Below are 20,714 nucleotides of genomic sequence, written 5' to 3'. Positions count from 1 at the left end.
TTCCCGGAAAGTATTCGTCATCGATGCCGAGTTGCTCGGCGACGGACCGCGCTACCGTGGCTGGGACCGCCGTGAGGTCCTCGGTCAGGAAGGTCCCGAGCATCCGCACCGTGTTGCACTGCCCGGATGTCCAGACGGGAGGACTGCTCCGGCTCGCCAGGCGACGGCTCGGTGACACTCCCCCCGTAGCTGGCTCGGCCGAGGCGACATCGAGGACAATCGGATCTGCTCGTTCGAACGATGGCTCATGGGGCACCTCGCCCGCATCTCCGGCTCCGACCACGCTCAGGCCATCCGTCGGTTCGCCACCTGGGAAGTGCTGCCGCGGCTACGAGCCCGCGCCGAGAAGAAGCCAATCGCACCGGCCGCCCGCAGACATGCCGCGGACCAGAAGCAACGTCCTGCTTTACGCCCAGCCGCTCAGCCGTGTCGTCCGCCTCACGCTGGACGACATCGTCCACGCCGACCAGCAGGCCCTTCTCCGGCTCGGTGAACGCCCGTCCCCGATGCCCGAACCGCTCGCGGAACCGCTGTTCCGCTGGATCGACAGCCGGGACAAGCATGAACACCGCGACCGAGCATGCCTCCCGCTGGCTGTTCCCAGGCCGCCGAGCCGGGCAGCCGCTCCACCCCGACATCCTTGCGGCCCTCCTCAACGACATCGGCATTCCCACCACGGCCGGCCGCACCGCCGCGATCCGGCAGCACGTGCCGGAGATGCCCGCCACGGTCGTCGCAGAGGCTCTTGGCTACCACCGGCTCACCACGGTCATGCTGGCCTCCGAGGCTGGAGGCAGCTGGTCTCAGGTTCTCGTCCTGTTCGCGCGCGCCCTGAAGCCGGGCGGGCACTTCATCACCGCAACACATGTCGGCGACGAAGACGCGGTGCGCACCGAGGCCTACGGAGGTGTACCCGTTCGTTGGACGACGCACAAGTGGCGGCCGGAACAGCTCGTGGAGCTGGTCGAGCAGGCTGAACTGCGCCCGGTCGCCGAACTTCGGCTCCCTGCAGATGAGCAAAGCGGGCCGGGTCTGGTCGTCATGGCCAAACGCCCCGCCTGAGGACCAGGCGCCCAGGGGCCCAGGCGTCCAGGGCTCGGCGTAGTCGGGTGGCGTCCGATTTGTACTCAAGTGAGGCCGACTTCGACAAGATCAAGACGGTTTGCGCGTACGTCGTGCCATGGGAGGGGGTGGTGGCGTCGCGACACAGTGCGAAACGGCCGCCCACTCTCCGTCCCAGTCCTTGCTTTCATCTATCGAAACTCGATAGATTCCCATCGCAACTCGATGGAAGGATGGATCATGGGAAAGCTGACAGTGCGTGCGCTGCGTGCCGTGCTCGTGGTGGTGCTCGCCGGCACCGTGTTCGTACAGGCATTGATGGTGTGGGCATTGGCCACCGACCCGGAGGACGGGTCGCTCCCGCTGACCCCGCTGCGAGTGATCACGATCCTGGGCATGGTGTCGGCCCAGGTCGCCCTGGTCTGCGTATGGCGGCTGGTGACGATGGTGCGACGCGGAACCGTGTTCTCCCACGCCGCCTTCCGGTACGTGGACGGTGTGATCGGTGCGATCGTGGCGGCTGCCCTCGTGTGGTTCGCGGTTACGGTCCTCAATGCGCCGGGCCAGCGGGACGACCCGGGCGTCACCGTCATCATGGGCGGGGTTGGCGTGGCCATCCTGGGGGTTGCTCTCATCGTGCTCGTGCTGCGGATGCTGCTTGTCCAGGCCGTCGCGCGCGACGGCGAAGCGGCGCAGTTGCAGGCCGAGTTGGACGAGGTGATCTGATGCCGATCGCTGTCGACATCGACGTGATGCTGGCCAGGCGGAAGATGTCCGTGGGCGAGCTCGCGGACCGTGTAGGGATCACGCCCGCCAACCTGGCGGTACTCAAGAACGGCCGTGCCAAGGCGGTGCGCTTCGCGACGCTCGCCGCACTCTGCGAGGTACTCGAGTGCCAGCCGGGCGACCTGCTGCGTTGGGAGGCCGAGGACGCCTCGGGCGGATGACGTGCCCCAAGGTGGGCGTGAAAGCCCTTGGCACCACCGGCCCGTGACACGGCACGTGGACCGCATGGACGTGGATCATCGATCACCCGCAGCACCGTCCTGACCCCCTTGGGCAGGCTCCGGTTGACCTGCACCGCACCACCGCTTCCAAGATCATGGAGTTCTCGACGCCCGTGGTCCGGGTGGAAGACCGTGCCCGCAGACGCGTCATCGCCGATCCCGGCTGCCTTTGACCGACTCCGCGAGCATCCCGGGGCCGTGCCCGAGGAGATCCCGGGCCCGCTGGAGCGACTGGCCGAGGTGCCCGGCCCTCGCGATCCGCACGGCGTACGCCACGCTCTGGTCGTCGTGCTCGCGCTGGCCGCATGCGCGGTTCCGGCCGGAGCGACCCCCCTGCCGGCGGTGGGTGCCCCGAGCCATGGCTACAACTGAAGGGTTTCCCGACGGGAACCCCGGGGCGGGTGTCCTGATTTCCGGGTGCGGCCCCTTGGGTTTGCTGTGACCCCGCGCGTTTGACCACCTCGTTGATGCGGGGGCGTGCGTGTCGTCCTGACTCGGTTTCACGCTTCGTCGCGGTGCATGAGGTGGCCGTCGGCGAGCCGCCAGTAGTGCTGGTGGTCGGTCAGTTGCCAGGTCTCGTCGGCAGCGATCGCCTGCGTGATCCATTCGTGGAGTTGCGGGAGGGCATGCGCTCGTAGAACGGCGCGGGTGGCAGCACGATCAGTGGCGTCGACCGGGTGGACGTCGATGCGGAAGCCGACCATGTCCGGGCGTGTGCCGCGGCCGTGGTTACGGGGGTTCGGAGCGACCCATGCTGCTCCCAGGACGATGGTCCCGCTGTCATGCCCCGTAAGGAACCGCAGGTCCGTGACTCGGCTCATGTAAGGGCCGAGACATTCGTTGATGTCGGTGGTGGTCAGGGGCCAGGCACGGTGCCGGGGCAGTCTTCGATTTCGTGCGGACATGGCAAACAGAATCGCAGAAGGCCACCGCTGGCTCTCGGGAGTTTGTTCGGCGGCCTGCACCAGCAGCGCCCGTGCGAAGTGCGCGTAGCGGATCGCGGTCCTTCTGCGAGCGAGGCAGCCTTTCGCGGCGGGCCGCCGACGGCCAGGGTCAGGCCTTCGGCGGTGCGTCGGCCAACGAAGTCGCGGGTGCGCCGGTCGTAGCGCATACGGGCCGGCACGAACGTGTGGAGGGCTCGGCCGGCCTGCCGGTCGCCGCCTCGGCTGAGGCGGTGGCGGTTCGTGCGGCCGGAGGAGGTCGGCAGCGGGCGCGGCGCCGCGCAGGTGGGTGAAGGAGGCTTCCCAGCGCATGTGGTCGGGGTTGTCGCCCGCGGTGGTCGGCAGCCGGCGCGCAGTTTCCGGGCCGACGCCGGGCAGGGCGGCGAGCTGCGGTGCGGCCTGGGCAAGCAGCGGACCGAGGTCGGCGTCGGCTTCGGCGATTTCCTCGCCCAGCCGCTGGTAGTGCCGGGCGAGTCGGCGCAGTGTGACTCCGACCGCGCAGCCAGGGTCGGCAAGGTCACCGACGGGCCGTGACCTGGCCAGAGTGCCGATGGGTTCGCTGACGACCAACGCTGCAGGAGGTCCGCCCCCGCTCGACACGTGTGTGACCTCCGCATACCTGCTGGACATCACGAGCGGCGCCACCCGGCTGTCGATCCCGCGGTCACCGTCCAGGAGCCGCAGGGCAGCGTCCGGTGCCGGAACTCAGCTGCGTCGCGGAACCTGGGAGTGGTCAGGCTGGTGTGAGGGGCTGCTCCAGCCGGCAAGGAGCCTCAGACGGTCGTCGGAGGGGGAGCCGGGTTCGGCGGGGTAGATGCCGGGGGTCTGTTCGGGGTCGTCGGTGGCGGTGAAGGACTCGTAGCCCATGACGAGGTCGCCGACGAGGGCGTGGTGGTAGTGCTTGGTGCCGTGGGTGCGCTGGAAGACGTGGTGATCGGCCCACCAATGGCGGAAGTCGAGGTCTCGGAGGGGGAGTTCGCCGACGAGTTCGGCCAGGGGGCGAGAACGCCTGCGCACCCACCGCAAACTGACCGAGGCCGCCGCCGGGAAGGCGCTGCAGCGCGACCCCGGTGCGCTGTTCCGGGGCACACGGCTGGACACCCTGGCGGGACATACCGCCTGTTCCGGTAGTCCGAGCCGCTTGGCCGCCCGGCGTCGCTCCCGGACTTCTGCAGTCGACCACGGCCGGCAACCGCAGCGTCGGGCCCGACTGCTCACCGGCGATCGATGCGCCGTCGGAAATTCCATCGCGCTGTGGCCGGAACTGGCCGAGACTCGTCTCATGGCTGACATGGGGGCGTTCCGGGACGCGGTCACCGCGTGGGCGGCGGGTGGCCCCGGCGGCCCCGCGCACGAAATGGCAGCGCGGCTGTCCGTCCGGGCGGCCGTCCTGTTGGAGGGGCGGAGTGATGTCGCGGCGGTCAGCGCGCTGGCAGAGAGGCGCGGCCGGAACCTGGCGGCCGAAGGCGTCTGCGTCCTGTCGATCGGCGGTGCGATGAGCGTGGGTCGCTACGCCCGACTCCTCGGTTCACCCGGCCTGGGCCTCCGCCTCACGGGACTGTGCGACGAGGCGGAGCGTCCCTACTACGCCCGTGGCTTCGAACGGGCCGGTGCGGCCCGGCAGGGCTTCTTCGTCTGCGCGGCGGACCTGGAGGATGAGCTCATCCGCGCGTTGGGCGTGACACGGGTAGAGGAGCTCGTCCGGGCGGAAGGCGACCTGCGTGCCCTGCGGATCTTCCTGCGCCAGCCCGCACAGCAGAGCCGTGCCCCGCAGCGGCAGTTCAGGCGCTTCTTCGGAACGAAGAAGGGACGCAAGATCCATTACGGCCGTGTCCTCGTCGCGGCCCTCGACCCCGACCGCGTCCCAGCCCCTCTCGACGGCCTGCTCTCCAGCCTCTGACCGCCGGGCGACGTCGATCCCGGCAGAAGGCAACGCGCATCCCAGCCGGCGGTCTCCGGCTCAGGCGGTCAGACTGCGGTGGCAGATCAGGGCAGACGCGGAATCAAAGCCACAATCCCAGTGCATACGGACGGGTTCGCAACCGGCAGCAGCTCGGTTCCGGCGGCGGTCGGCCACTGAAGTAAGACAAGATCGACTTCAAGAGATCGCACGGCCCGCCGACGCCGAACCGTCTCAACCCGCTTGGGAGCGGTGTTTGGCGGACCAGGGCCCGGTCAGGTGGCGGGCAACGGCCGGTTCCGGTGCGGGTGCAGGCGGTCGGTGAGGAAGGCGAGGATCTCGTCGCGGGCCCGGACTGTGGGATGGCCGGCCTCGTCGACGAGATGGGCGGTGACGACGCTGTGCGGGGTGCCGACCAGGTCGGCGAAGAAGGGCGGCGGTGCCGGGTTGGCGGCGCTGTCCGGGAGGACGCGGCCGTCGAAGGCGTCGCCGAGCAGCGCACGGTAGGCGGCGAAGCGCTGCCCCGTGCACCAGCGGTCGCCCTCGAAGCGGTAGGCGAGGACGGTGAGTCCCTCGCGGTCGAGCCGCTCGCGCACCGCGCGCGCGTCCGCCGCGTCGAGTTCGAGTCCGCCGGGGTCGTCGAGCGGCAGCGACGGGTGGTTGACCACCGGGGCGATCACCGCCGGCTCCAGGGCCATGGTGAGGGCGAAGTTGCCGGTGAAACACAGTCCGATCGCGCCCACCCCCGGCCCACCGCACGCGGTGTGGGCCTGGCGCGCCAGGCCGCGCAGCCAGACCGTCACCGGGCTGGTGCCGCCCCCGGCGAAAGCGCGGAACTCCGCGCTGACACAGGCGCGGCGGACGACCTCCCGGCCGCCCTCGACCGTGGGGAAGGCGCCGTCCGTCCCGAACAGGGAGGGCACATGGACGGTGAACCCCGCGTCCCGCACCCAGCGCGCGAGCCGCAGGACGTCGGGACTGATGCCCGGCATCTCGGGCAGTACCACGACCGCAGGCCCGGCCCCGGCCACGTACACCGTCTTCTCCACCCCTTCCACGGCCACGCTCCGGCGGGTGAAGTCGGTGATCGGATCGTTGTCGCTCATGGGGCCAGCCTGGTCCCGGGGCCGGCCACCGCGTGAGGGGCGGGATCGCCGAGGCCAGGGGTAATCTCGCCACACGCGAGGGATGCGAGCGGTACGCGGTCGGCGACCGGGCGCCGGGGACACCAGGGGGTACGGGAGCGATGGCGGATGCGGCGCGGCAGGCGGGGGACGGTGCGGGTCCGGGCGCCGGAGCGGCTGCGCTCCGGGTCGGGGTCCTGGCGTACCCGGACTGCTTCGCGTCCGAAGTGTTCGGCGTCTCGGACCTGTTGACGATGGCCGGGCATGTCGCCGGACCGGACGCGCCCGGCTACCGGGTGTCGGTCGTCTCGCCCCGCCGCCGGGTCACCGCCTCGGGTGGCGCGAGCCTGGACGTGCGTCCCTTGCGCGAGGTCGACGTCCTTGTGGTCCCCGGCTTCGAACTGCGCCCGGACACGAACCTCGACGCGCGGCTCGCCCGGCTCGCCCCCGAAATCGCGGCGATCCGCGCGCAGGCCGCCGCCGGCACCGCCGTCGTCTCCCTCTGCGTCGGCGCGTTCCTGCTCGCCGAGGCCGGACTCCTCGACCGGCGCCGGGCCACCACCTCCTGGCTGTACGCCGGCGAACTGGCCAGGCGTTGCCCGGACGCCGACGTGCGGCCCGAGCACCTGGTCGTCACCGACACGGGGGTGACGACCACGGCGGCCTTCAGCGCTATGTACGACTTCGCGCTGGACCTGATCCGCCGACACAACGGCGTCCGGGTGGCCCGCACCACCGCACGGTTGGCGCTCGTCGACGACGCGCGGACCTCCCAGACCCCGTACGTCGACCCGCGGCTCCTCCCGCAGCCCGGCCGGGAGTTCTCCCAGCGGGTCATGCGGCGGCTCGACCAGAACCTCGCCGAACGGTACGACCTCGCCGCGCTCGCGGACGCCTTCCGGGTCAGCACCCGCACGCTGCTGCGCCGCTTCGCCGAAGAGACCGGACGCAGCCCGCTGGCCCATCTGCAGGCCTCCCGGGTCCGCCGCGCCCGCCATCTTCTGGAGACCACAGACCGCACCGTCGCCGCCGTCGCCGCGGCCGTCGGCTACCAGGACCCCGGTACCTTCGCCGCCCTCTTCGCCCGCCACACCGGCCATCGCCCGAGCGCCTACCGGGCCGCCTCCCGCCGCACGGCCCGACCGTCCGCCCCGGACGGCGGCGTCTAGGTGTCTTTCCGATCATCGGATCGTCGGTCCGATTGCGAGGGGCAGGGACATTTCTGACGCAGCGTGGGCGGTGATCACGCCGTTGCTGCCGCCCGTGGGCCGGACTCGCGGCGGTGGCGGGATCGCCGAGAGGCCCTCCAGGGCATCGTGTTCAAGTTCCCCAGCGGCCTGGGAGGGCGGGAAGAGTACCGGGTGCGGCGCCGGTTACGGCGACCGGATCGGCGTGAGCGTGCTGCACAGCGGCCTGGCCGACGGCTTCGCCCTGAACGCCGTCCGGAACGTATGACACACATCAGCGCACGCCTGCAGAACCTCGCCGATGTCCTGGGGTAGCAACGAGGATGCTGTGTTCTGCACGGCGGGGGCGGTGCCGTTCATTGGCACCTCCACCCGGTGACCGCAACCCGGCAGTGCACCACGACGCCGCGTCCAAAGGGGTGCGGACGCTGGAACCGGCAGAGACCGAACACTTTGGTGCACAATGTGATCGGCCTGTCGCCTGGCCGCGGTTCCCAGACCGAACCGGCAGCCAGTCGCCCTCCAGACGGGCCGTCGGTCATACCCATGCTCCAACGGCGCCTGCACAGCACACGACGCGGGACGCGGACGAACCCGGCGTACGGCTGCGCTGCTACCTGGACCTGTCCCAGGAACTGAAACCTCTGCCGGCCTGGACGGGCAGGCCACGGAGGCGACCACGGCCCGGACGGGCTCATGACGAAGTGCTGCTGCCTGCGCCGAACAGCGGCACCTCGACGTCGACGTTCATACGGATACGGTCGGGTCGTGCTGGGTGCCGCCGGCGTCCGGCACTGCGGGCACGCTGCTGGGCAGCGGTCAGCGCACTCGGTTCAGCGCCGACACAGGAGCGCCTGTTTGAAGGAGAGGTGCCCTGTGAGGCAACGGCTTCGCCTACGAGAGTGAGAGCAGCCGACCGCGATCTCGTCGCGGGCGGCTGCTTGTCTCAGGCTCGGGGATCATCACACTTTCGCGTGTACCAGGGTCACTTCGAGTACACCACGACCACATGGAAGCTGCGGTCTTCCAAGGTCCCCGCCGAATTGAACGTCCGAACATACAGACAGTTATCGGTGTTCACCCGGCCCACGACGGTGATCTCACCGGGCTGCGACGTGCCGGAGTTGCCGGGAATGCCGATGGTTGCGACATACGTGCCGTTGGTGACCGGCACGTCGAAGCAGACCTGGTAGATGCCTGAGGGGTTTTCGACTCTGGTCACCGACGTGGCACCGAAGCTCTGCCCGGCCACGAGGGTCGCGTCGCCTTGCACGACGGCCCGCACGATCTCCTGAGCCGCCTTCCGGTCTTTCTTGAGGTCTTTTCGCTGGGTGTGCTTGTCGAGCCCCTTGGCCGCTGTTTCCGCGGTTCCCGAGTTCGCCGTGTCCGGCTGGACCGGTGTTGGCTTGCCGGCCGTGTTCGCCGAGTTCGTCGCGACGGCGCCGGTAAGGGCCTCAGAGGGAGTGCTGCTCTGGGCGGCCGCGGGTGAGGCCATGAGAACCCCGGCGACTACGGTTCCGGCCACTGCCGAAAGGCCTCTGACGGTCCAAGTGAAACTCCTGGAACGGCCGTCGGGACGCCGTGGGGCCCTAGGTTCAGATTTCATGCTTGCGTTCCTTTTCTGGGAATGCGAGACCCACTCGGAGACGCTGAGGGCAAGCCTTCTGTCGGCATGCCGCCATAGCGAGTCTTGCAACCGGACGGTTCTCGCGAACAGTCCTTCGGGGGTGATGCATGATCAGATGGAAGCCTTCCGCCCTCGATGGGCGCGACGCTCTCTTTCGCCAGCAGCGCTTCCACAGTCAGAGCATTCACGTTCGCCTGGATCCGAGTTGTCACCCATGGGGGCGACGGAAATGCGCCGTATGAGCAGCACGACATCCGTCGCGGTTACATCCGTCGCGGGTTGATCAGCTGCAGTGGGCCCGCGTTCCTACGTACCAGGGGCGTGAAAGGCGACCTGTCGACGTGCGGCCTTGTCGATCTCGTCGAGGGTGAGGGAGGGGTGGGGCCAGGGTCCGAAGGGCGCCCTCGGCCTTGACGGCGAGGCTGACGGCGGCCATGGAGACCGGGTCGGCGAAGTCGACGATGAGCACGATGTCGTCCTCACGGAAGGCGAAATACATGGCCTCGACGTTCCCGCCGGGCTGGTGACGCCCTGTCCGACGGCGCCGCGGCGGTCACTCGCGCCTTCCGTCAGCAGACACTTCCAGAAGGTCGCCGCAATGATTCGTGTCTCGCTGGGCACGGTGCAAAGCATCGAGCGTGGCCGTGCCGGCGCCAGGCGGACGAAATCGAGGACCAAGCCGAAGGCGGACCACCGTGCCATCCCTGCCGCCAGACTGGCCCTCGGACCGCACGGACAGCAGCGGCTTCCTGCGCACGCCGGCCCCGATGGCCGACGTGCAGGTCCGCGGCCCCAACTGGGCGGGGTTCGCTGACGCGACATGAAGCGGGCCCGTCAAGTCGCGCGCCCACTATCGGAGCGTCAGGCGAGCCCGCTATCGGAGCGTCAGTGGCGGGTCTCGCGCCACAGTATGAGCAGGTCACTGCGCCACTGCCGAGCTTGTACACCGCACCCCGCAGGAACTCACCCGACTCGCTCCCTCCTTGCCGGCCAAACCATTTACGCAGGTGGCCCGTCTTCTCCGTGCGCCACCTGTCCCGACGGGTCAGTCGCCTCATGGCATGCTGCCCGTCCTGCACGCCACCGCTGGTGGACCCGAGATCCTGGATTGCGACGGGCCGGCGCTGGATGGGGGTGGTCGCGGTGCCAGAGGAGCGAGTGTGGTTAGACGGGCGTCGGGTCGGTCACCGGGATGCGGCGCAGGCAGTGGCCGGCGGGCCGGACGAGGTGGGTCTGCTCGCCTATGAAAGTGGCCGGGGCCGGGGTGTCGGCACAAGCCGTAGCCGAACCGAAACCGGAGTCGCCGCGCTTCGGACACTCCACCGTCTGGCAGTAGTCGTAGCCGAAGCCCAAGAGCGGTCGGGGGCTGGCCTGCTGGACGTGGTCGTCGACAAGTGGGGGTGGAACCGGAACCCTCGGGCGGCAAGACCGTATGGTTCGAGTGCCTCTGGCCACCCGACAGCCGGGAGACGGCGCACAAGCCGCAGTCACTGCCCCGTCCACTCAATGCATCCTCAACTCCCTCCTTACAAAGGCGGGTTGGAAGCATTGCCGCTCAGACCGGGCTTCGCCACACTGAGCGGGTCCGACTCCCCACGACCTGCACATGACAGGTGAGGACTGTGAACACACGAAGGATGATCGCGCTCGCCGCGGCAGCCTCCGCCGCGGCCGGGGTGCTGCTCGTTCCCGCGACCCCGGCCGCCGCCACTGCCACGTATTGCCGCGACCACGTAAAGTCCATCAACGGAACCGACCCCAACGGCCATTGGCCTCCTTACAGCTCCACCTACACCACGTCCTACTGCAACGACATCAACGTCAAGGTCAACCAGCAGACCGAGGTGGAGACCTGCTTCGCACCGTCCAGCGGCGGCTACTACTGCAACGGCTTCCGCACGCTCTATGCCAATAGCTGGGGGCTGGCAGCCACCGACGTCAAGGACGGCACCAACTTCTGGCTCATATTCTCCAGCACCACCGTCCAGGGGGTCGCCGCCTACTGACCACCGCAAAGGGCTCCGGTGCGAGCTGCGCCGGAGCCCACCATTGCATGCCCGTCATTCCCGTCCGGACGCCGACACCGCCAGCCCCCCGGCGCCAGCGCCGCGATCAGCAGTCACCGTGATACCGGAGGCGGCCTCTTTTCGGCTGGGGAAGGACGTCCTTCCTCTGTCTCCACGGATTCGCCTTTACCGGGAATGGGGCACCAAAGGGAGCGGCCGACAGCCAGACGGCGGCCGACAGCCGGACACGTGCTGATCGTGGATGACACCCTGGTCCCCAGACGCGACCACACCGGCGCCGAGCAGCCGAAGAACTACCGCTACTCGACGAACCACCAGGTCGTCATCGACGCCGACACCCGCCTTGTCGTGACCGTCGGGCGGCCAGTGCCCGGCGACCGCGACGACTGCAAGGCGTGGGAGATGCCCGGAGCGAAGGCCGTTGCCGACAGGACCACGGTCATCGCCGACGCCGGCTACCAGGGCACCGGACGGGGCCGTCGTGCCCTGGCTCCCGCAGGAAGTCGGCGTGTCCGTTATGGCGGGCGTACTCCTGGATCATCAGCACGTAGAGCCAGCGCAGGCTGAGGGGAGCGCCGCGCGCGGACGTGAACGTCTCGTCGAGGTCATGGCCGGCTGCCGCTGCCTCGGACGCGGCGACCTCGGCCCGGAACCTCTCGAAGTCCCTTTCCGCATATGCCTCGTGGACTCCGTCGATGCCCTCATCGCCGTCTCCCGGATCGATGAAGACATTCTCGACGCCCTCGCCCGCGAAGCGCCGCCGAAACCATGACCGCTCCACCTCCGCCATGTGACGGACCAGGCCCAGCAAGGTGAGGTTCGACGGTTCCACGGTGGTCCGCGCCAGTTGGGCCGGCTCCAGCCCCGCGCACTTGACCAGCAAGGTCTCCCGATGCCAATTCAGCCAGCCTTGCAGCATTCGACGCTCAGGTACGGTGGCCAGGTCACCGATCCGCGTAGTGCGCTCAATCTGCGGCGCTATCCATGTCATGCGCCAACTCTGACCGCCCAACTCACAGGATCGCCAGAGGGACAACGCACCCGTCGGCCAGGTCGCGTCCGCACGACAAGAGACTTCCCAATCAGGAAGTCAAGCGGCCGTCATGACTGTTGATGTAGTGAATCGCTCTGGGAGCGGTGGAGGCTCTATGCGTTGACTCCGGCCACCGGTTGGGGCTGGTGCCGAGCGCAGTAGTTAGTCTCGTGTTCGCGGGGCGAGATGTCTCCGATCGCTGTGTGGAGGCGCTGGTGATCGAAGCAGTCGGCCCATTCCTCGGTGGCGGCCAGTACCTGGGCGTGTTCGGCCTCGGCGCCGGCCTTGCCGAGGTCCTCGGCCCGGGACTTCGGTGCCCCGTAGGCATCGCCCAGGGGACACCCGCACCCTCCACGTGATCCGACCGAAGGAGGCGTTCCCGTCATGAACGAAGCCGGATCTGTGCCACTGGATCTACGGTTCGAGTCGGAGCTGCCGGCCGGGGTCCTAGAAGGGCACGCCGTCATCGTGGTACGGCCCCAGGCGCATCTCGATCCCGTGTCCGGTGTCGTTCTGCGACTGCGCCTGTTCCGTGCCCGCATCACCTCCCTGCACCGCTGCACGGCATCCTCGACCTCGGTCAGCCCGCCCGAGGACGTGAGCGCCCGGCTGTGGGCGGAGCAACAGCACGTCCTCATCTGTCCGCTTGACCCCCTGCCCGCCTCGGACGCGTGGGAGTACCACCTGAGGTGGGCGATCGACCCGTCGGAACCGGGTTTCGGGGCCGTCGGGGAGCAGTGCGCGCTGTTCGGCGTCCGCCTCCTGTCCCGGCACCCCGAAACGGGGGACCGGATGCTGGCCGCTGGAGGCATCACGGCGGCCTGGGAAGCGCCCCACCCCGTCAGGGATCTCCAAGCACTCGCCCACCTCGGGGCCCACGGCCGCCTGCCGCGGCCGCTGGCCGACGCCATCGCCGACCTGGTCGGCGCGAACGGGCCGTCGGTGCCCTTGTGCGGGTACTGCGCGCTCTACTGGGAGTTGGAGCTGCTCACATACGCCGACCGCGTCCGGGATCTGGCCGAACACCACGGTGAAGCCGAGGTCGCCGGCCTCCTGGCGCGGTGGGATCCCGGCCAGGGACTGGACCACCCCGGCCGCCGGTACCATCGGCCCTGCCGCTGCCAGCGCCTGCGGCTGGGGGCACGCCCGGAGGCACACGAGGGTTGGCGGGCGGAGGCCGGGGGCGAGTGGTGGTCGCCGGACCCGCACACCCGCGAGCGCCTGGAGTCCCGGATGCGGCAGCAGGTCACAGAGGCCCGGCTTCGGCACTTCGCGCACCGGCGCCGGTTACTAGGGGACGTCTGACGGGGCGTGGGGGGGCGCCTTACTCCGGCCCACTTTGTGTCACATGGACACGGCGTGAACGGTGCATCCCTCGGCCTCGTCGGCCGCCAGACGGCCGGAATGAGCGAGACAGGCCCGCACCCGCCCCGACCGGGTGCGGGCCCGTTAGGCCTACGCCTCCCGCAAGAACCGTGTCTACCTGCGAAGACGTGAGATCCGCAGCATCATCCCGGACAAGGCCGAACACGTCCGCAACCGCAAGAAGCTAGTCGCCCGCGGCGGCCGCCCGCCGACGTTCGAGAAGACCGTCTACCGTGAGTGTCACGCGGTGGAGTGTGACATCAACCGTCTCAAGCGACACCATCGTCACGGGGCGGTGTTGGGCGGAGCGAGCCGATGTCGCACAGGTCATCCACAGCCGCCACCCAGAGCCCTCTCACACTCGGTTTGTAGCTTCCATGACATGTCAAACGACAAGCACCACGCACGCTCTGCGGACGACGAGAACGCCCCTGCCAAGGCGGGACCCAGCAGGCGAAAGGTCCTGACCGTACTCGGCGGAGCGGGGCTCGGCGCGGCGGGAATCGCCGCCTACGCCGCCAACGCCTCGGCTGAACCGGCGGGTTCCGCCACGGACGCGACCACCACCGGCTCTGCCGGCACGGGTTCCACGGCCACCCCGCAGTGCGTTCTCACCGCGGAGCAGATGACAGGCCCCTACTATCTGGAGGAGGAGAAGGTCCGCAGCAACATCACGGAGGGTAGGCCCGGCGTACCGCTCGCCATGACCTTCCTGGTGGTGGACACGAAAACCTGCAAGCCCCTCCCCAACGCGGCGGTGGACATCTGGCACTGTGACGCCGGTGGCGTCTACGCCGGCTACACGGCCATCTCCCCGGACGAGCCCTACGACCCCAGCAAGGCCGACGAGAACGGGCACGTTCCGAACACCGACGAAACGACGTTCCTGCGCGGAGTGCAGCTCACCGACCGGCATGGCAAGGCGACGTTCAAGACGATCTTCCCCGGCTGGTACTACGGCCGCACCACCCACATCCACCTCAAGGTGCACTACGGCGGCGAGGTCGAAGGCCGGACGTACGAGGACGGCCACGTCGCCCACACCGGTCAGGTCTTCTTCGCCGACGAAGTCGCCGACGCCATCGCCAAGCTGGACCCGTACGCGAAGCACACGGGAAGCCAGCGGGTCAAACTGGCCGAAGACCACGTCGCCCGGTCGGCGGGCGCGGCCTCGCTGGTCACGCTCAAGCAGGTCAAGCCGGGCACTTACAGCAAGGGCCTGACCGGCTCCATCGTGCTCGCCGTCGACCCGGACGCGACACCGCCCGAGGCGGGCGGCCGTCCCCCCGGCGGCCCGGGCGGCGGAGGCCCCAGCCCCAGCCCTTCCTCCTGATCCGCTCCCCGCCCAAAGCGCTGAGCCAAAGCGCTGAGCTCGCCCCCGCCCGGTGGGCGGGGGCGAGCTCAGTCGCAGTCACCAGGTCCTGCACCCACGGGGCCGGGCGCGCGAGGTCGCTCACAACGGCGAGGTTCCTACGGCGGCCGCTCGCCGAAGTTCGACGAGTTTCGACTACCGCGAGCGGAATGCTGTCGGGTGCGGTCCGCCGCACGGGGCACCGGGCGGTGGCCTCCCGCTAGGAGAAACTCGCTGTCCGCTACGAGAAACTCGGCGCCCGCTACGAGGCGACCGTCCTCGTCGCGGATAGCGATGAACGGCTGTGACCAGCGCCATCGAGAGTGATCCAGTAACGGCGCTCTCTCCGGGAGCGTCGGAACGGAAATGAGCGGTAGCCGGTGACGCCGTACCGCTTCACCGAGGGGCTTGGCCGCGACCGTGCGCGGGCCGGGGAGTTCGCTGAAACGGGCGAAGGCCCTGCGCTGTCCCGTACGGGACCAGTGCAGGGCGCTTCGTGTGCCGCCCGAGACCTCCCGTAGGCACAAGGCGGCGGTGGTGCGGGCCCCTTGCGGGGACGCGCACCGGGGAACGCGTTGTTGCGGGGGCCTGAGGAGCGGCGCCCGGCCGTCGCCCCGTGAGTGATGAGGGGGACGATCGCCGGACGAGGGCTGGACGGGGGTATCTGTCCACGGGCGCCGATCGGCTTTTTGGGACCGGGGGCCGCTCCCTTTGGGGGTGTGGGCTGTGCGGCCCCCGGCCGTGTTGGAGGTGTTACTTCTGGTTCACGAGCTGGCCGATGAAGGCGTCCTTGGTGGCGTGGAGGGTGACGTGCTTGACGGCCTTGTTCCCGAAGGACTTGACCTGGGGGAGAGCGGTGATACGACCGCTGGCGTTGTTGCCCCTGACGCTGCCGGTGGCGTCGATGCGGATCGCGGCGTTGATGTTGAACACGTCGATGCTGCCCTTGGTGATGCCGGGGAGCTTGCCGATGGTCGGGTAGACAAGGGTGGCACCCTCGGTGGTGACGGGGATGTTGAAGATCTTCTCCGTCACGGAGAACGTCGCCGTGGTGGTGCGGGTCTTGTCCTTGACGATCTTGAAGGTCGCCTTGGTGACGAAGGTGACGTTCTTGTTGTAGCGGTCGACAGTGGTGACGTTGCGGATCTTGCCCCAGGCCTTGCCGGTGAGGGCCTTGTAGACCTTCTGGTCCTGAAGGGTCTTGACGAAGACCTGCTTCTGGTTCTTGTTCAGCTTGGCGAACTGGGCGGCGGCCTTCTTAGCGGCCGGGGTGCGCTGCTGCTTGAGGTACTTCTCGTACGCAGGGACGGTCAGCTTGGCCGCCGGCTTGGCCGGGGCGGCGTCGGCGGCGTGGGCGGCCGGAGCGAGGACGGCGAGCCCGGCAACGGTAGCGATGGTGGCAGAGGCGAGACGGCCGGTCGTGGACGTGAGCATGCGTGACTCCCTGTCGTATGGGCTTCTGTGTGATCGCTAACGACCCTACGTACGCGGTTCCTTGACCGAAATTGTCTCTTCAGGCACGGCCCGATCGGGCACTGCCTGAAGGTGCATTGCCCTCTCGGGCAACACCTTTTCGCGCAGCGCCTTTTTGGGGTTGTTCCCCAACTCTCCATCCGGACGGGCCGGATCGTCTCGCCTGCGCCGGGGTCCCCGCAGGTCGTGGCTCAGACGAATGAACCCCGGCCGGCGTCAACCCCGTGACCGCGCGCTCTGGTTGCCCGGCTGGTCAACCAGAGCGCCCAAAGGAAGTGCCGGCTGGCGCGGTCGCCGGAGGCGGGGTACCACCCCGGCGTCCGGTCAGTGGGTGGCGAGGAACTCGAGCGTGTCGATCACGCGGTTCGAGAAGCCCCACTCGTTGTCGTACCACGCGACCACCTTGACGTGGCGGCCGTCGACGCGGGTGAGGGCCGAGTCAAAGATCGATGATGCGGGATTGCCCGTGATGTCGGACGACACGAGCGGGTCCTCCGAGTACTCGAGGATGCCGGCGAGCGGCCCCTCCGCTGCGGCGCGGTACGCCGCCAGCACGTCGTCACGTGTCACGTCGCGGGCGACGGTCGTGTTGAGTTCGACGATCGAGCCCACCGGCACCGGTACCCGGATCGAGTCGCCCGACAGCTTGCCGTCGAGGTTCGGCAGCACCAGGCCGATGGCCTTGGCGGCGCCGGTCGTGGTCGGCACGATGTTGACGCCGGCGGCCCGGGCGCGACGGGCGTCGCGATGCGGACCGTCCTGCAGGTTCTGCTCCTGCGTGTAAGCGTGCACCGTCGTCATGAACCCGTGCTCGATACCGGCGAGTTCGTCGAGAACCGCGGCCAGCGGCGCGAGCGCGTTGGTGGTGCATGAGGCGTTCGAGACGATCGTGTGCACGGCCGGGTCGTAGGCGTCGGTGTTGACCCCGAACGCGAGCGTCACGTCGGCGCCGTCCGACGGCGCACTGACGAGCACCTTCTTCGCGCCGGCGTCGAGGTGGGCGCGGGCGGACTTCGCCGAGGTGAAGCGGCCGGTGGCTTCCAGGACGATGTCGACGCCGAGTTCGGCCCACGGCAGCTGCGCCGGTTCGCGCTCGGCCATCACCGTGATCCGACGGCCGTCAACGACGAGGGCGTCCCCGTCGACGGTCACCGGGCGCCCCAGCCGGCCGGCCGTGCTGTCGTAGGCGAGCAGCCGGGCGAGAGTGGCGGGCTCCGTCAGGTCGTTGACGGCGACGATCTCAAGGGCGCTGTCGCGTTCGAGCAGGGCGCGCAGCACATTGCGTCCGATGCGGCCGAATCCGTTGATGGCGATACGAGTCATGAATGATGTCCCTTCTCTTCGCCACCAGGCTCCTCCGCGGCCGGCGCCGCCGACAGTGGCGGTATCGCCACGGTTCAAAAGGATCCCGCCACGCGGTGCCGGGCAGGGTTACTCGCCCCGGGTGAAGGTGCGCCGGTATTCGCTCGGTGTGGTGCCGAGGATGCGCTGGAAGTGCAGGCGCAAGTTGGAACCGGTACCGAGCCCGACGTCGGCGGCGATCTGTTCGACGCTGCGCTGCGAGCGCTCGAGCAGTTCCCGGGCCAGGTCGATGCGGGCGCGCATCACCCACTGCATCGGCGTGTAGCCGCTCTCCTCGACGAAGCGCCGGGAGAACGTGCGCGGCGAGACCCCCGCCTGCCGCGCCAGTATGTCGAGGGTGAGGGGCTCGCCGAGCCGGTGCAGCGCCCACTCTCGGGTGGCGGCGAACCGCTCACCGAGCGGCTCGGGGACACTGCGCGGCACGTACTGGGCCTGGCCGCCGCTGCGGTAGGGGGCCGCAACCAGACGCCGGGCCGCGTGGTTGGACGCGGCCACTCCGAGGTCGCCGCGCAGGATGTGCAGGCACAGGTCGATCCCGGAGGCGGCGCCGGCCGAGGTGAGCACGCTGCCCTCATCGACGAACAGCACGTTCTCGTCGACCCGGACGAGCGGGTGCCTGGCCACGAGCGCCCGCGTGTAGTGCCAGTGCGTCGTGGCGCGCCTGCCGTCGAGCAGACCCGTGGCGGCGAGCGCGAAGGCGCCCGTCGAGATGGCGGCGAGCCGCGCGCCCCGGTCGTGGGCTGCGAGCAGTGCGTCAATGACGGCCTGTGGCGGGTCGTCGCGGTCCGGGAACCGGTAGCCGGGGACGAAGACGATGTCGGCCCACGCAAGGGTGTCGAGGCCGTGCTCGACGTAGTAGGCGAGGCCATCGCCGCCGGTCACAAGACCGGGTGTCGCCCCGCACACCCGCACCTCGTACGGCATGCTCGCGCGGGTCGTGAAAACCTGCGCCGGAATTCCGACATCGAGCGGCTTCGCACCCTCGAGCACGAGGACGGCGACGCGATGCTGGCGGGAGGCTGACACAGGAAGAGGTTACGTGGGGCGTGACGTCGATACGCCCACTGCGCGGACCGGGCAGACGACTCCACCTGCCGTTCGGGCGACAGTGTTCGGAAGCCGGTCACCCGGATGTCGGAGAAGTGGCCGAAGCAGCCACCGGGCGTCTCCGGGGAGTCGAGCACGCCCCATCCTTCTTCGTCGTTCCACTCGCGGACAGTCGCAGTCACCATGAGCGGAACTCTGCGGGCCCTGTGTGCGCCGCCACCTGTCCAGTACCTCAGCTTGGGAAGCGACGGCGCTTGGGCGGGCCGTATGGCCCTGACGTGCAGACACGCCCTGTACTCGGTGCGGTCGTGCAGGTCGGAACGTACCCCTGTCGACGGTGGTCGTCCGCTCTCACGGGCACGCTGTGGGCACGACTGCTGACCGCCGGCGGGTCCAGCGCCTCTGGGGACCACCTTGGAGCTGGCCGACCTCACCGACGAAGATGAGCCCTTCACCGGTGAGTTCGGCGACGACCACGCACAGGAACTGGCTGCAAACGTCCTCACCCTGCTCCAGGAGCATCTCGCTACCGGACCCGGAGGCGGCATCCGCGAAGTCGACGGCTCCCCAGCCTGAACCAGTCGCGACGCTCCGTCGCTGTCCGGATTCGGGGCCGTCTCTCGCTTCGTACGGTGACCGAATGGGCAGGGACGGGGACGCCCCGGCTGAGGCTGGTTGTGTCCGCGGGCGACGACGTCGGGCCGCGGCTGTGCTGCTGGGTGTGGTGGACGCTGTGCACGACCTGCCATCAACCCCTGCCCCGACCCCGGACCAGGCACCAACCAGCAAGATCTACACCAATCTGACGGAGTCCTACCGGCACCCGGCGGCGGGACTGGACTGCTACTCCTGGCCGGAGACCGCCATCTCCCCCAGCAGCGACCAGTCGTCCTGCGGAACGGTCATGTTGACGATGCGCGGCGTCTCGACCAGATGGGGCGGCAGCGTCTGCTGCGCAGCCTTGAAGTGCGCAGACTGCACATGCGCGGCCCCGGCCTCGTCGTCGCGGAAGGCCTCGACCAGGACGTATTCCGTCGGGTCCTCCACACTGCGCGACCAGTCGAACCACAGGCAGCCGGGCTCGGCGCGCGTGGCGCGGGTGAAGTCGGCGCTGATCTCGGGCCAGCGGTCGGCGTGCTCGGGACGGACTCGGAACTTGGCGGTGATGAAGATCATGAGATTCCTTCGCTGTTGTCTTTCGCCAATTCCACCGCGTGTGGCGCGGGGGAGGGGAGACGTTCGGGCCGGCGCAGTGCCGCCACTTTCATTCCACATGTGTCGTGTACGCGACGGTCAGGGTGACAAGCCGATCCGCGGGCGACCGCGGCTTTCCCCGCATTTCGGCCGGGGGCTCGTCGCTACAAGATCGTACGACCTCCGCCTGTGGTCGCCGGCTCGCGGACCCGCGAGTGCGGACGCGTCGCAGCGCTTCCGGCCCGGCGCCATCGCCCAACGCCCCGTGGCGAGCCGCCCGGTCGGCGGTCCGCCACGGTGTCGCGGGCAAGTGGCGCGGGCGTGCCCGCCGGATCACGAAGACCGGGAGTATCAACTTACCGTCCGCGTATGGCAGGACCTTGGCGCGCGGAAGATGGACCAGGACCTCCTCGCCCGCCGGGACCCCCTCCTCCCGCAGCGTCTTGGTCCTGACGAGCTGCCCGGCCATCTCCACCTCGAGCACCCGCTGTGCGCCGTGGTCCGTGACGCTTCGCAGTCTGCCGGTGAAGGTGTTGGGACCCGGGTCCGTGACGACCTCGACGCACTCGGGCCGGACGCCCACCTGGAGACCTCGCCGGTGCTGTGCGGGACGTCCCAGGCGGCGGACACCGTCCGGCCCTCGGCGTGAGAGTTTCCGTTGCCCCGGTCCACCGTCCTCCCGTCGGCCCTGGCAGGGCCTCGCCGATGTCGAACTCGGTACCGCGGAATGGGTCGGCTGGTTCGACAACCAGCGCCTCCCCAGCGCGATCGGTGACGTCCCACCCCACCAGCACGAGACCAACCACTACGCACAACGCCGGCCCAAACCGGTAGCTGGAGTCAACGCATAGAGTGGTATGCCCCGGGTTCAATAGGGCCGGGATGCTGGAGAATTGACTACCCGTCGGCCTCCGGAGGCCCGTTATGCCCCGCAGCTATCCGCCCGAGTTCCGCCGCCGTGTCCTCGATCTGGTCACCTCCGGCCGGAAGATCGCCGAGGTGGCCACGCTCCTC

The 20,714-nt window shown here is 69.3% G+C and carries 24 protein-coding genes and 4 pseudogenes; 14 read left to right on the top strand and 14 right to left on the bottom strand.

The annotated features are described in order from the left end of the window. Nucleotides 1-561 precede the first annotated feature (561 nt). From ABZ876_RS27755 to ABZ876_RS27740, 4 genes are all read left to right on the top strand, one after another. Complete coding sequence (locus ABZ876_RS27755; RefSeq protein WP_361786776.1) at nt 562-1,062, top strand: hypothetical protein; 501 nt, start codon at nt 562-564, stop codon at nt 1,060-1,062. A 240-nt stretch (nt 1,063-1,302) separates the two neighbouring features. Continuing rightward, nucleotides 1,303-1,788 (top strand): DUF2975 domain-containing protein, encoded by a 486-nt coding sequence (locus ABZ876_RS27750; protein ID WP_361786773.1) that lies wholly within the window; start codon nt 1,303-1,305, stop codon nt 1,786-1,788. Next, the gene (locus ABZ876_RS27745) at nt 1,788-2,009 is read left to right on the top strand and encodes a helix-turn-helix transcriptional regulator (RefSeq protein WP_361786770.1); all 222 of its coding nucleotides are present in this window, start codon (nt 1,788-1,790) and stop codon (nt 2,007-2,009) included. Before ABZ876_RS27750 ends, ABZ876_RS27745 begins: the two co-directional genes overlap by 1 nt. 258 nt (nt 2,010-2,267) lie before the next feature. Beyond that, nucleotides 2,268-2,441, top strand: a complete 174-nt coding sequence (locus ABZ876_RS27740; protein WP_361786767.1) for a transposase family protein — start codon at nt 2,268-2,270, stop codon at nt 2,439-2,441. Between the two features lie 128 nt (nt 2,442-2,569). On the opposite strand, the gene ABZ876_RS27735 is transcribed toward ABZ876_RS27740, so the two are convergent. Beyond that, complete coding sequence (locus ABZ876_RS27735) at nt 2,570-2,974, bottom strand: hypothetical protein (RefSeq protein ID WP_361786764.1); 405 nt, start codon at nt 2,972-2,974, stop codon at nt 2,570-2,572. Continuing rightward, a complete protein-coding gene (locus ABZ876_RS27730; RefSeq protein ID WP_361786761.1) occupies nt 2,926-3,417 on the bottom strand; it encodes a transposase in 492 nt (163 codons plus the stop codon). Before ABZ876_RS27730 ends, ABZ876_RS27735 begins: the two co-directional genes overlap by 49 nt. Here ABZ876_RS27730 and ABZ876_RS27725 point away from each other — a divergent pair. After that, complete coding sequence (locus tag ABZ876_RS27725) at nt 3,323-3,544, top strand: hypothetical protein (RefSeq protein ID WP_361787090.1); 222 nt, start codon at nt 3,323-3,325, stop codon at nt 3,542-3,544. The two genes, ABZ876_RS27730 and ABZ876_RS27725, sit on opposite strands and share 95 nt — an antisense overlap. 171 nt (nt 3,545-3,715) lie before the next feature. Here the strand turns inward: ABZ876_RS27725 and ABZ876_RS27720 are convergent, their stop codons facing one another. Beyond that, nucleotides 3,716-4,027, bottom strand: a complete 312-nt coding sequence (locus ABZ876_RS27720) for a hypothetical protein (protein ID WP_361786758.1) — start codon at nt 4,025-4,027, stop codon at nt 3,716-3,718. 265 nt (nt 4,028-4,292) lie between these two features. On the opposite strand from ABZ876_RS27720, the gene ABZ876_RS27715 reads away from it, so the two are divergent. Continuing rightward, nucleotides 4,293-4,910 carry a TOPRIM nucleotidyl transferase/hydrolase domain-containing protein gene (locus ABZ876_RS27715; protein ID WP_361786755.1) on the top strand — a complete coding sequence of 206 codons (618 nt, stop codon included), beginning with the start codon at nt 4,293-4,295 and terminating at the stop codon, nt 4,908-4,910. A 275-nt stretch (nt 4,911-5,185) separates the two neighbouring features. Here ABZ876_RS27715 and ABZ876_RS27710 read toward each other — a convergent pair whose 3' ends face one another. Further along, nucleotides 5,186-6,016 carry a dienelactone hydrolase family protein gene (locus tag ABZ876_RS27710; RefSeq protein WP_361786752.1) on the bottom strand — a complete coding sequence of 277 codons (831 nt, stop codon included), beginning with the start codon at nt 6,014-6,016 and terminating at the stop codon, nt 5,186-5,188. Nucleotides 6,017-6,156: 140 nt separating this feature from the next. Here ABZ876_RS27710 and ABZ876_RS27705 point away from each other — a divergent pair, with 140 nt between their 5' ends. Together ABZ876_RS27705 and ABZ876_RS27700 are read left to right on the top strand one after the other, a co-directional pair. Next, entirely contained in the window at nt 6,157-7,203 is a 1,047-nt protein-coding gene (locus ABZ876_RS27705) for a helix-turn-helix domain-containing protein (RefSeq protein ID WP_361786750.1), read from the top strand. Nucleotides 7,204-7,544: 341 nt separating this feature from the next. Continuing rightward, nucleotides 7,545-7,844 (top strand): annotated as a pseudogene (locus tag ABZ876_RS27700) (DUF6207 family protein); the annotation flags it as partial. 362 nt (nt 7,845-8,206) lie between these two features. Here ABZ876_RS27700 and ABZ876_RS27695 read toward each other — a convergent pair. From ABZ876_RS27695 to ABZ876_RS27685, 3 genes and pseudogenes are all read right to left on the bottom strand, one after another. Further along, nucleotides 8,207-8,716 (bottom strand): hypothetical protein, encoded by a 510-nt coding sequence (locus ABZ876_RS27695; protein WP_361787087.1) that lies wholly within the window; start codon nt 8,714-8,716, stop codon nt 8,207-8,209. Between the two features lie 415 nt (nt 8,717-9,131). After that, nucleotides 9,132-9,347, bottom strand: coding sequence for a hypothetical protein (locus tag ABZ876_RS27690; protein WP_361786747.1), 216 nt, complete (start codon nt 9,345-9,347; stop codon nt 9,132-9,134). 668 nt (nt 9,348-10,015) lie between these two features. Next, nucleotides 10,016-10,120, bottom strand: a pseudogene (locus ABZ876_RS27685) (LysR family transcriptional regulator); the annotation flags it as partial. Nucleotides 10,121-10,470: 350 nt separating this feature from the next. Between ABZ876_RS27685 and ABZ876_RS27680 the strand changes: the two are divergent. After that, entirely contained in the window at nt 10,471-10,854 is a 384-nt protein-coding gene (locus ABZ876_RS27680) for a hypothetical protein (protein WP_361786744.1), read from the top strand. Nucleotides 10,855-11,103: 249 nt separating this feature from the next. Continuing rightward, nucleotides 11,104-11,346: pseudogene (locus tag ABZ876_RS27675) on the top strand (transposase); the annotation flags it as partial. Here ABZ876_RS27675 and ABZ876_RS27670 read toward each other — a convergent pair. After that, nucleotides 11,315-11,866: a DinB family protein gene (locus tag ABZ876_RS27670; protein ID WP_361786741.1), complete on the bottom strand. Its 552-nt coding sequence runs from the start codon at nt 11,864-11,866 to the stop codon at nt 11,315-11,317. The pseudogene ABZ876_RS27675 and the gene ABZ876_RS27670 overlap by 32 nt on opposite strands. Before the next feature lie 257 nt (nt 11,867-12,123). Here ABZ876_RS27670 and ABZ876_RS27665 point away from each other — a divergent pair, with 257 nt between their 5' ends. The 3 genes from ABZ876_RS27665 to ABZ876_RS27655 all read left to right on the top strand — a co-directional run bounded on the left by ABZ876_RS27665 (nt 12,124) and on the right by ABZ876_RS27655 (nt 14,606). Beyond that, nucleotides 12,124-12,267 (top strand): hypothetical protein, encoded by a 144-nt coding sequence (locus tag ABZ876_RS27665; RefSeq protein WP_361786738.1) that lies wholly within the window; start codon nt 12,124-12,126, stop codon nt 12,265-12,267. Between the two features lie 25 nt (nt 12,268-12,292). Beyond that, nucleotides 12,293-13,213, top strand: coding sequence for a hypothetical protein (locus tag ABZ876_RS27660; protein WP_361786735.1), 921 nt, complete (start codon nt 12,293-12,295; stop codon nt 13,211-13,213). A gap of 442 nt (nt 13,214-13,655) precedes the next feature. After that, nucleotides 13,656-14,606 carry an intradiol ring-cleavage dioxygenase gene (locus ABZ876_RS27655; RefSeq protein ID WP_361786732.1) on the top strand — a complete coding sequence of 317 codons (951 nt, stop codon included), beginning with the start codon at nt 13,656-13,658 and terminating at the stop codon, nt 14,604-14,606. A gap of 771 nt (nt 14,607-15,377) precedes the next feature. Here the strand turns inward: ABZ876_RS27655 and ABZ876_RS27650 are convergent. The 4 genes and pseudogenes from ABZ876_RS27650 to ABZ876_RS27635 form a co-directional block, all read right to left on the bottom strand. Next, nucleotides 15,378-16,058 carry a hypothetical protein gene (locus tag ABZ876_RS27650; RefSeq protein WP_361786729.1) on the bottom strand — a complete coding sequence of 227 codons (681 nt, stop codon included), beginning with the start codon at nt 16,056-16,058 and terminating at the stop codon, nt 15,378-15,380. Nucleotides 16,059-16,421: 363 nt separating this feature from the next. Then, nucleotides 16,422-17,420 (bottom strand): type I glyceraldehyde-3-phosphate dehydrogenase, encoded by a 999-nt coding sequence (gap, locus tag ABZ876_RS27645; protein ID WP_361786726.1) that lies wholly within the window; start codon nt 17,418-17,420, stop codon nt 16,422-16,424. A 108-nt stretch (nt 17,421-17,528) separates the two neighbouring features. Then, nucleotides 17,529-18,485, bottom strand: a complete 957-nt coding sequence (locus ABZ876_RS27640; protein WP_361786724.1) for a helix-turn-helix domain-containing protein — start codon at nt 18,483-18,485, stop codon at nt 17,529-17,531. 59 nt (nt 18,486-18,544) lie between these two features. Further along, nucleotides 18,545-18,691: pseudogene (locus tag ABZ876_RS27635) on the bottom strand (cold shock domain-containing protein); the annotation flags it as partial. Nucleotides 18,692-18,920: 229 nt separating this feature from the next. Here ABZ876_RS27635 and ABZ876_RS27630 point away from each other — a divergent pair. After that, nucleotides 18,921-19,082 (top strand): hypothetical protein, encoded by a 162-nt coding sequence (locus ABZ876_RS27630; RefSeq protein WP_361786721.1) that lies wholly within the window; start codon nt 18,921-18,923, stop codon nt 19,080-19,082. A gap of 267 nt (nt 19,083-19,349) precedes the next feature. Here the strand turns inward: ABZ876_RS27630 and ABZ876_RS27625 are convergent, their stop codons facing one another. Both ABZ876_RS27625 and ABZ876_RS27620 read right to left on the bottom strand, forming a co-directional pair. Then, a complete protein-coding gene (locus tag ABZ876_RS27625) occupies nt 19,350-19,682 on the bottom strand; it encodes a putative quinol monooxygenase (protein ID WP_361786718.1) in 333 nt (110 codons plus the stop codon). An 88-nt stretch (nt 19,683-19,770) separates the two neighbouring features. Further along, nucleotides 19,771-20,283, bottom strand: coding sequence for a TOBE domain-containing protein (locus tag ABZ876_RS27620; RefSeq protein ID WP_361786715.1), 513 nt, complete (start codon nt 20,281-20,283; stop codon nt 19,771-19,773). Nucleotides 20,284-20,714 lie beyond the last annotated feature (431 nt).

The sequence above is a fragment of the Streptomyces sp. NPDC046931 genome, assembly GCF_040644655.1.
Taxonomy (GTDB): Bacteria; Actinomycetota; Actinomycetes; order Streptomycetales; family Streptomycetaceae; genus Streptomyces.
This window is presented reverse-complemented; position numbering and strand designations above follow the sequence as displayed.

Coding starts and splice junctions, on each gene's coding strand:
- ABZ876_RS27650 (WP_361786729.1), bottom strand. CDS start 16,058: ATGCTCACGTCCACGACCGGCCGTCTCGCCTCTGCCACCATCGCTACC.
- ABZ876_RS27735 (WP_361786764.1), bottom strand. CDS start 2,974: ATGTCCGCACGAAATCGAAGACTGCCCCGGCACCGTGCCTGGCCCCTG.
- ABZ876_RS27755 (WP_361786776.1), top strand. CDS start 562: ATGAACACCGCGACCGAGCATGCCTCCCGCTGGCTGTTCCCAGGCCGC.
- ABZ876_RS27690 (WP_361786747.1), bottom strand. CDS start 9,347: ATGTATTTCGCCTTCCGTGAGGACGACATCGTGCTCATCGTCGACTTC.
- ABZ876_RS27745 (WP_361786770.1), top strand. CDS start 1,788: ATGCCGATCGCTGTCGACATCGACGTGATGCTGGCCAGGCGGAAGATG.
- ABZ876_RS27750 (WP_361786773.1), top strand. CDS start 1,303: ATGGGAAAGCTGACAGTGCGTGCGCTGCGTGCCGTGCTCGTGGTGGTG.
- ABZ876_RS27655 (WP_361786732.1), top strand. CDS start 13,656: ATGTCAAACGACAAGCACCACGCACGCTCTGCGGACGACGAGAACGCC.
- gap (WP_361786726.1), bottom strand. CDS start 17,420: ATGACTCGTATCGCCATCAACGGATTCGGCCGCATCGGACGCAATGTG.
- ABZ876_RS27715 (WP_361786755.1), top strand. CDS start 4,293: ATGGCTGACATGGGGGCGTTCCGGGACGCGGTCACCGCGTGGGCGGCG.
- ABZ876_RS27695 (WP_361787087.1), bottom strand. CDS start 8,716: ATGGCCTCACCCGCGGCCGCCCAGAGCAGCACTCCCTCTGAGGCCCTT.
- ABZ876_RS27710 (WP_361786752.1), bottom strand. CDS start 6,016: ATGAGCGACAACGATCCGATCACCGACTTCACCCGCCGGAGCGTGGCC.
- ABZ876_RS27705 (WP_361786750.1), top strand. CDS start 6,157: ATGGCGGATGCGGCGCGGCAGGCGGGGGACGGTGCGGGTCCGGGCGCC.
- ABZ876_RS27660 (WP_361786735.1), top strand. CDS start 12,293: ATGAACGAAGCCGGATCTGTGCCACTGGATCTACGGTTCGAGTCGGAG.
- ABZ876_RS27670 (WP_361786741.1), bottom strand. CDS start 11,866: ATGACATGGATAGCGCCGCAGATTGAGCGCACTACGCGGATCGGTGAC.
- ABZ876_RS27625 (WP_361786718.1), bottom strand. CDS start 19,682: ATGATCTTCATCACCGCCAAGTTCCGAGTCCGTCCCGAGCACGCCGAC.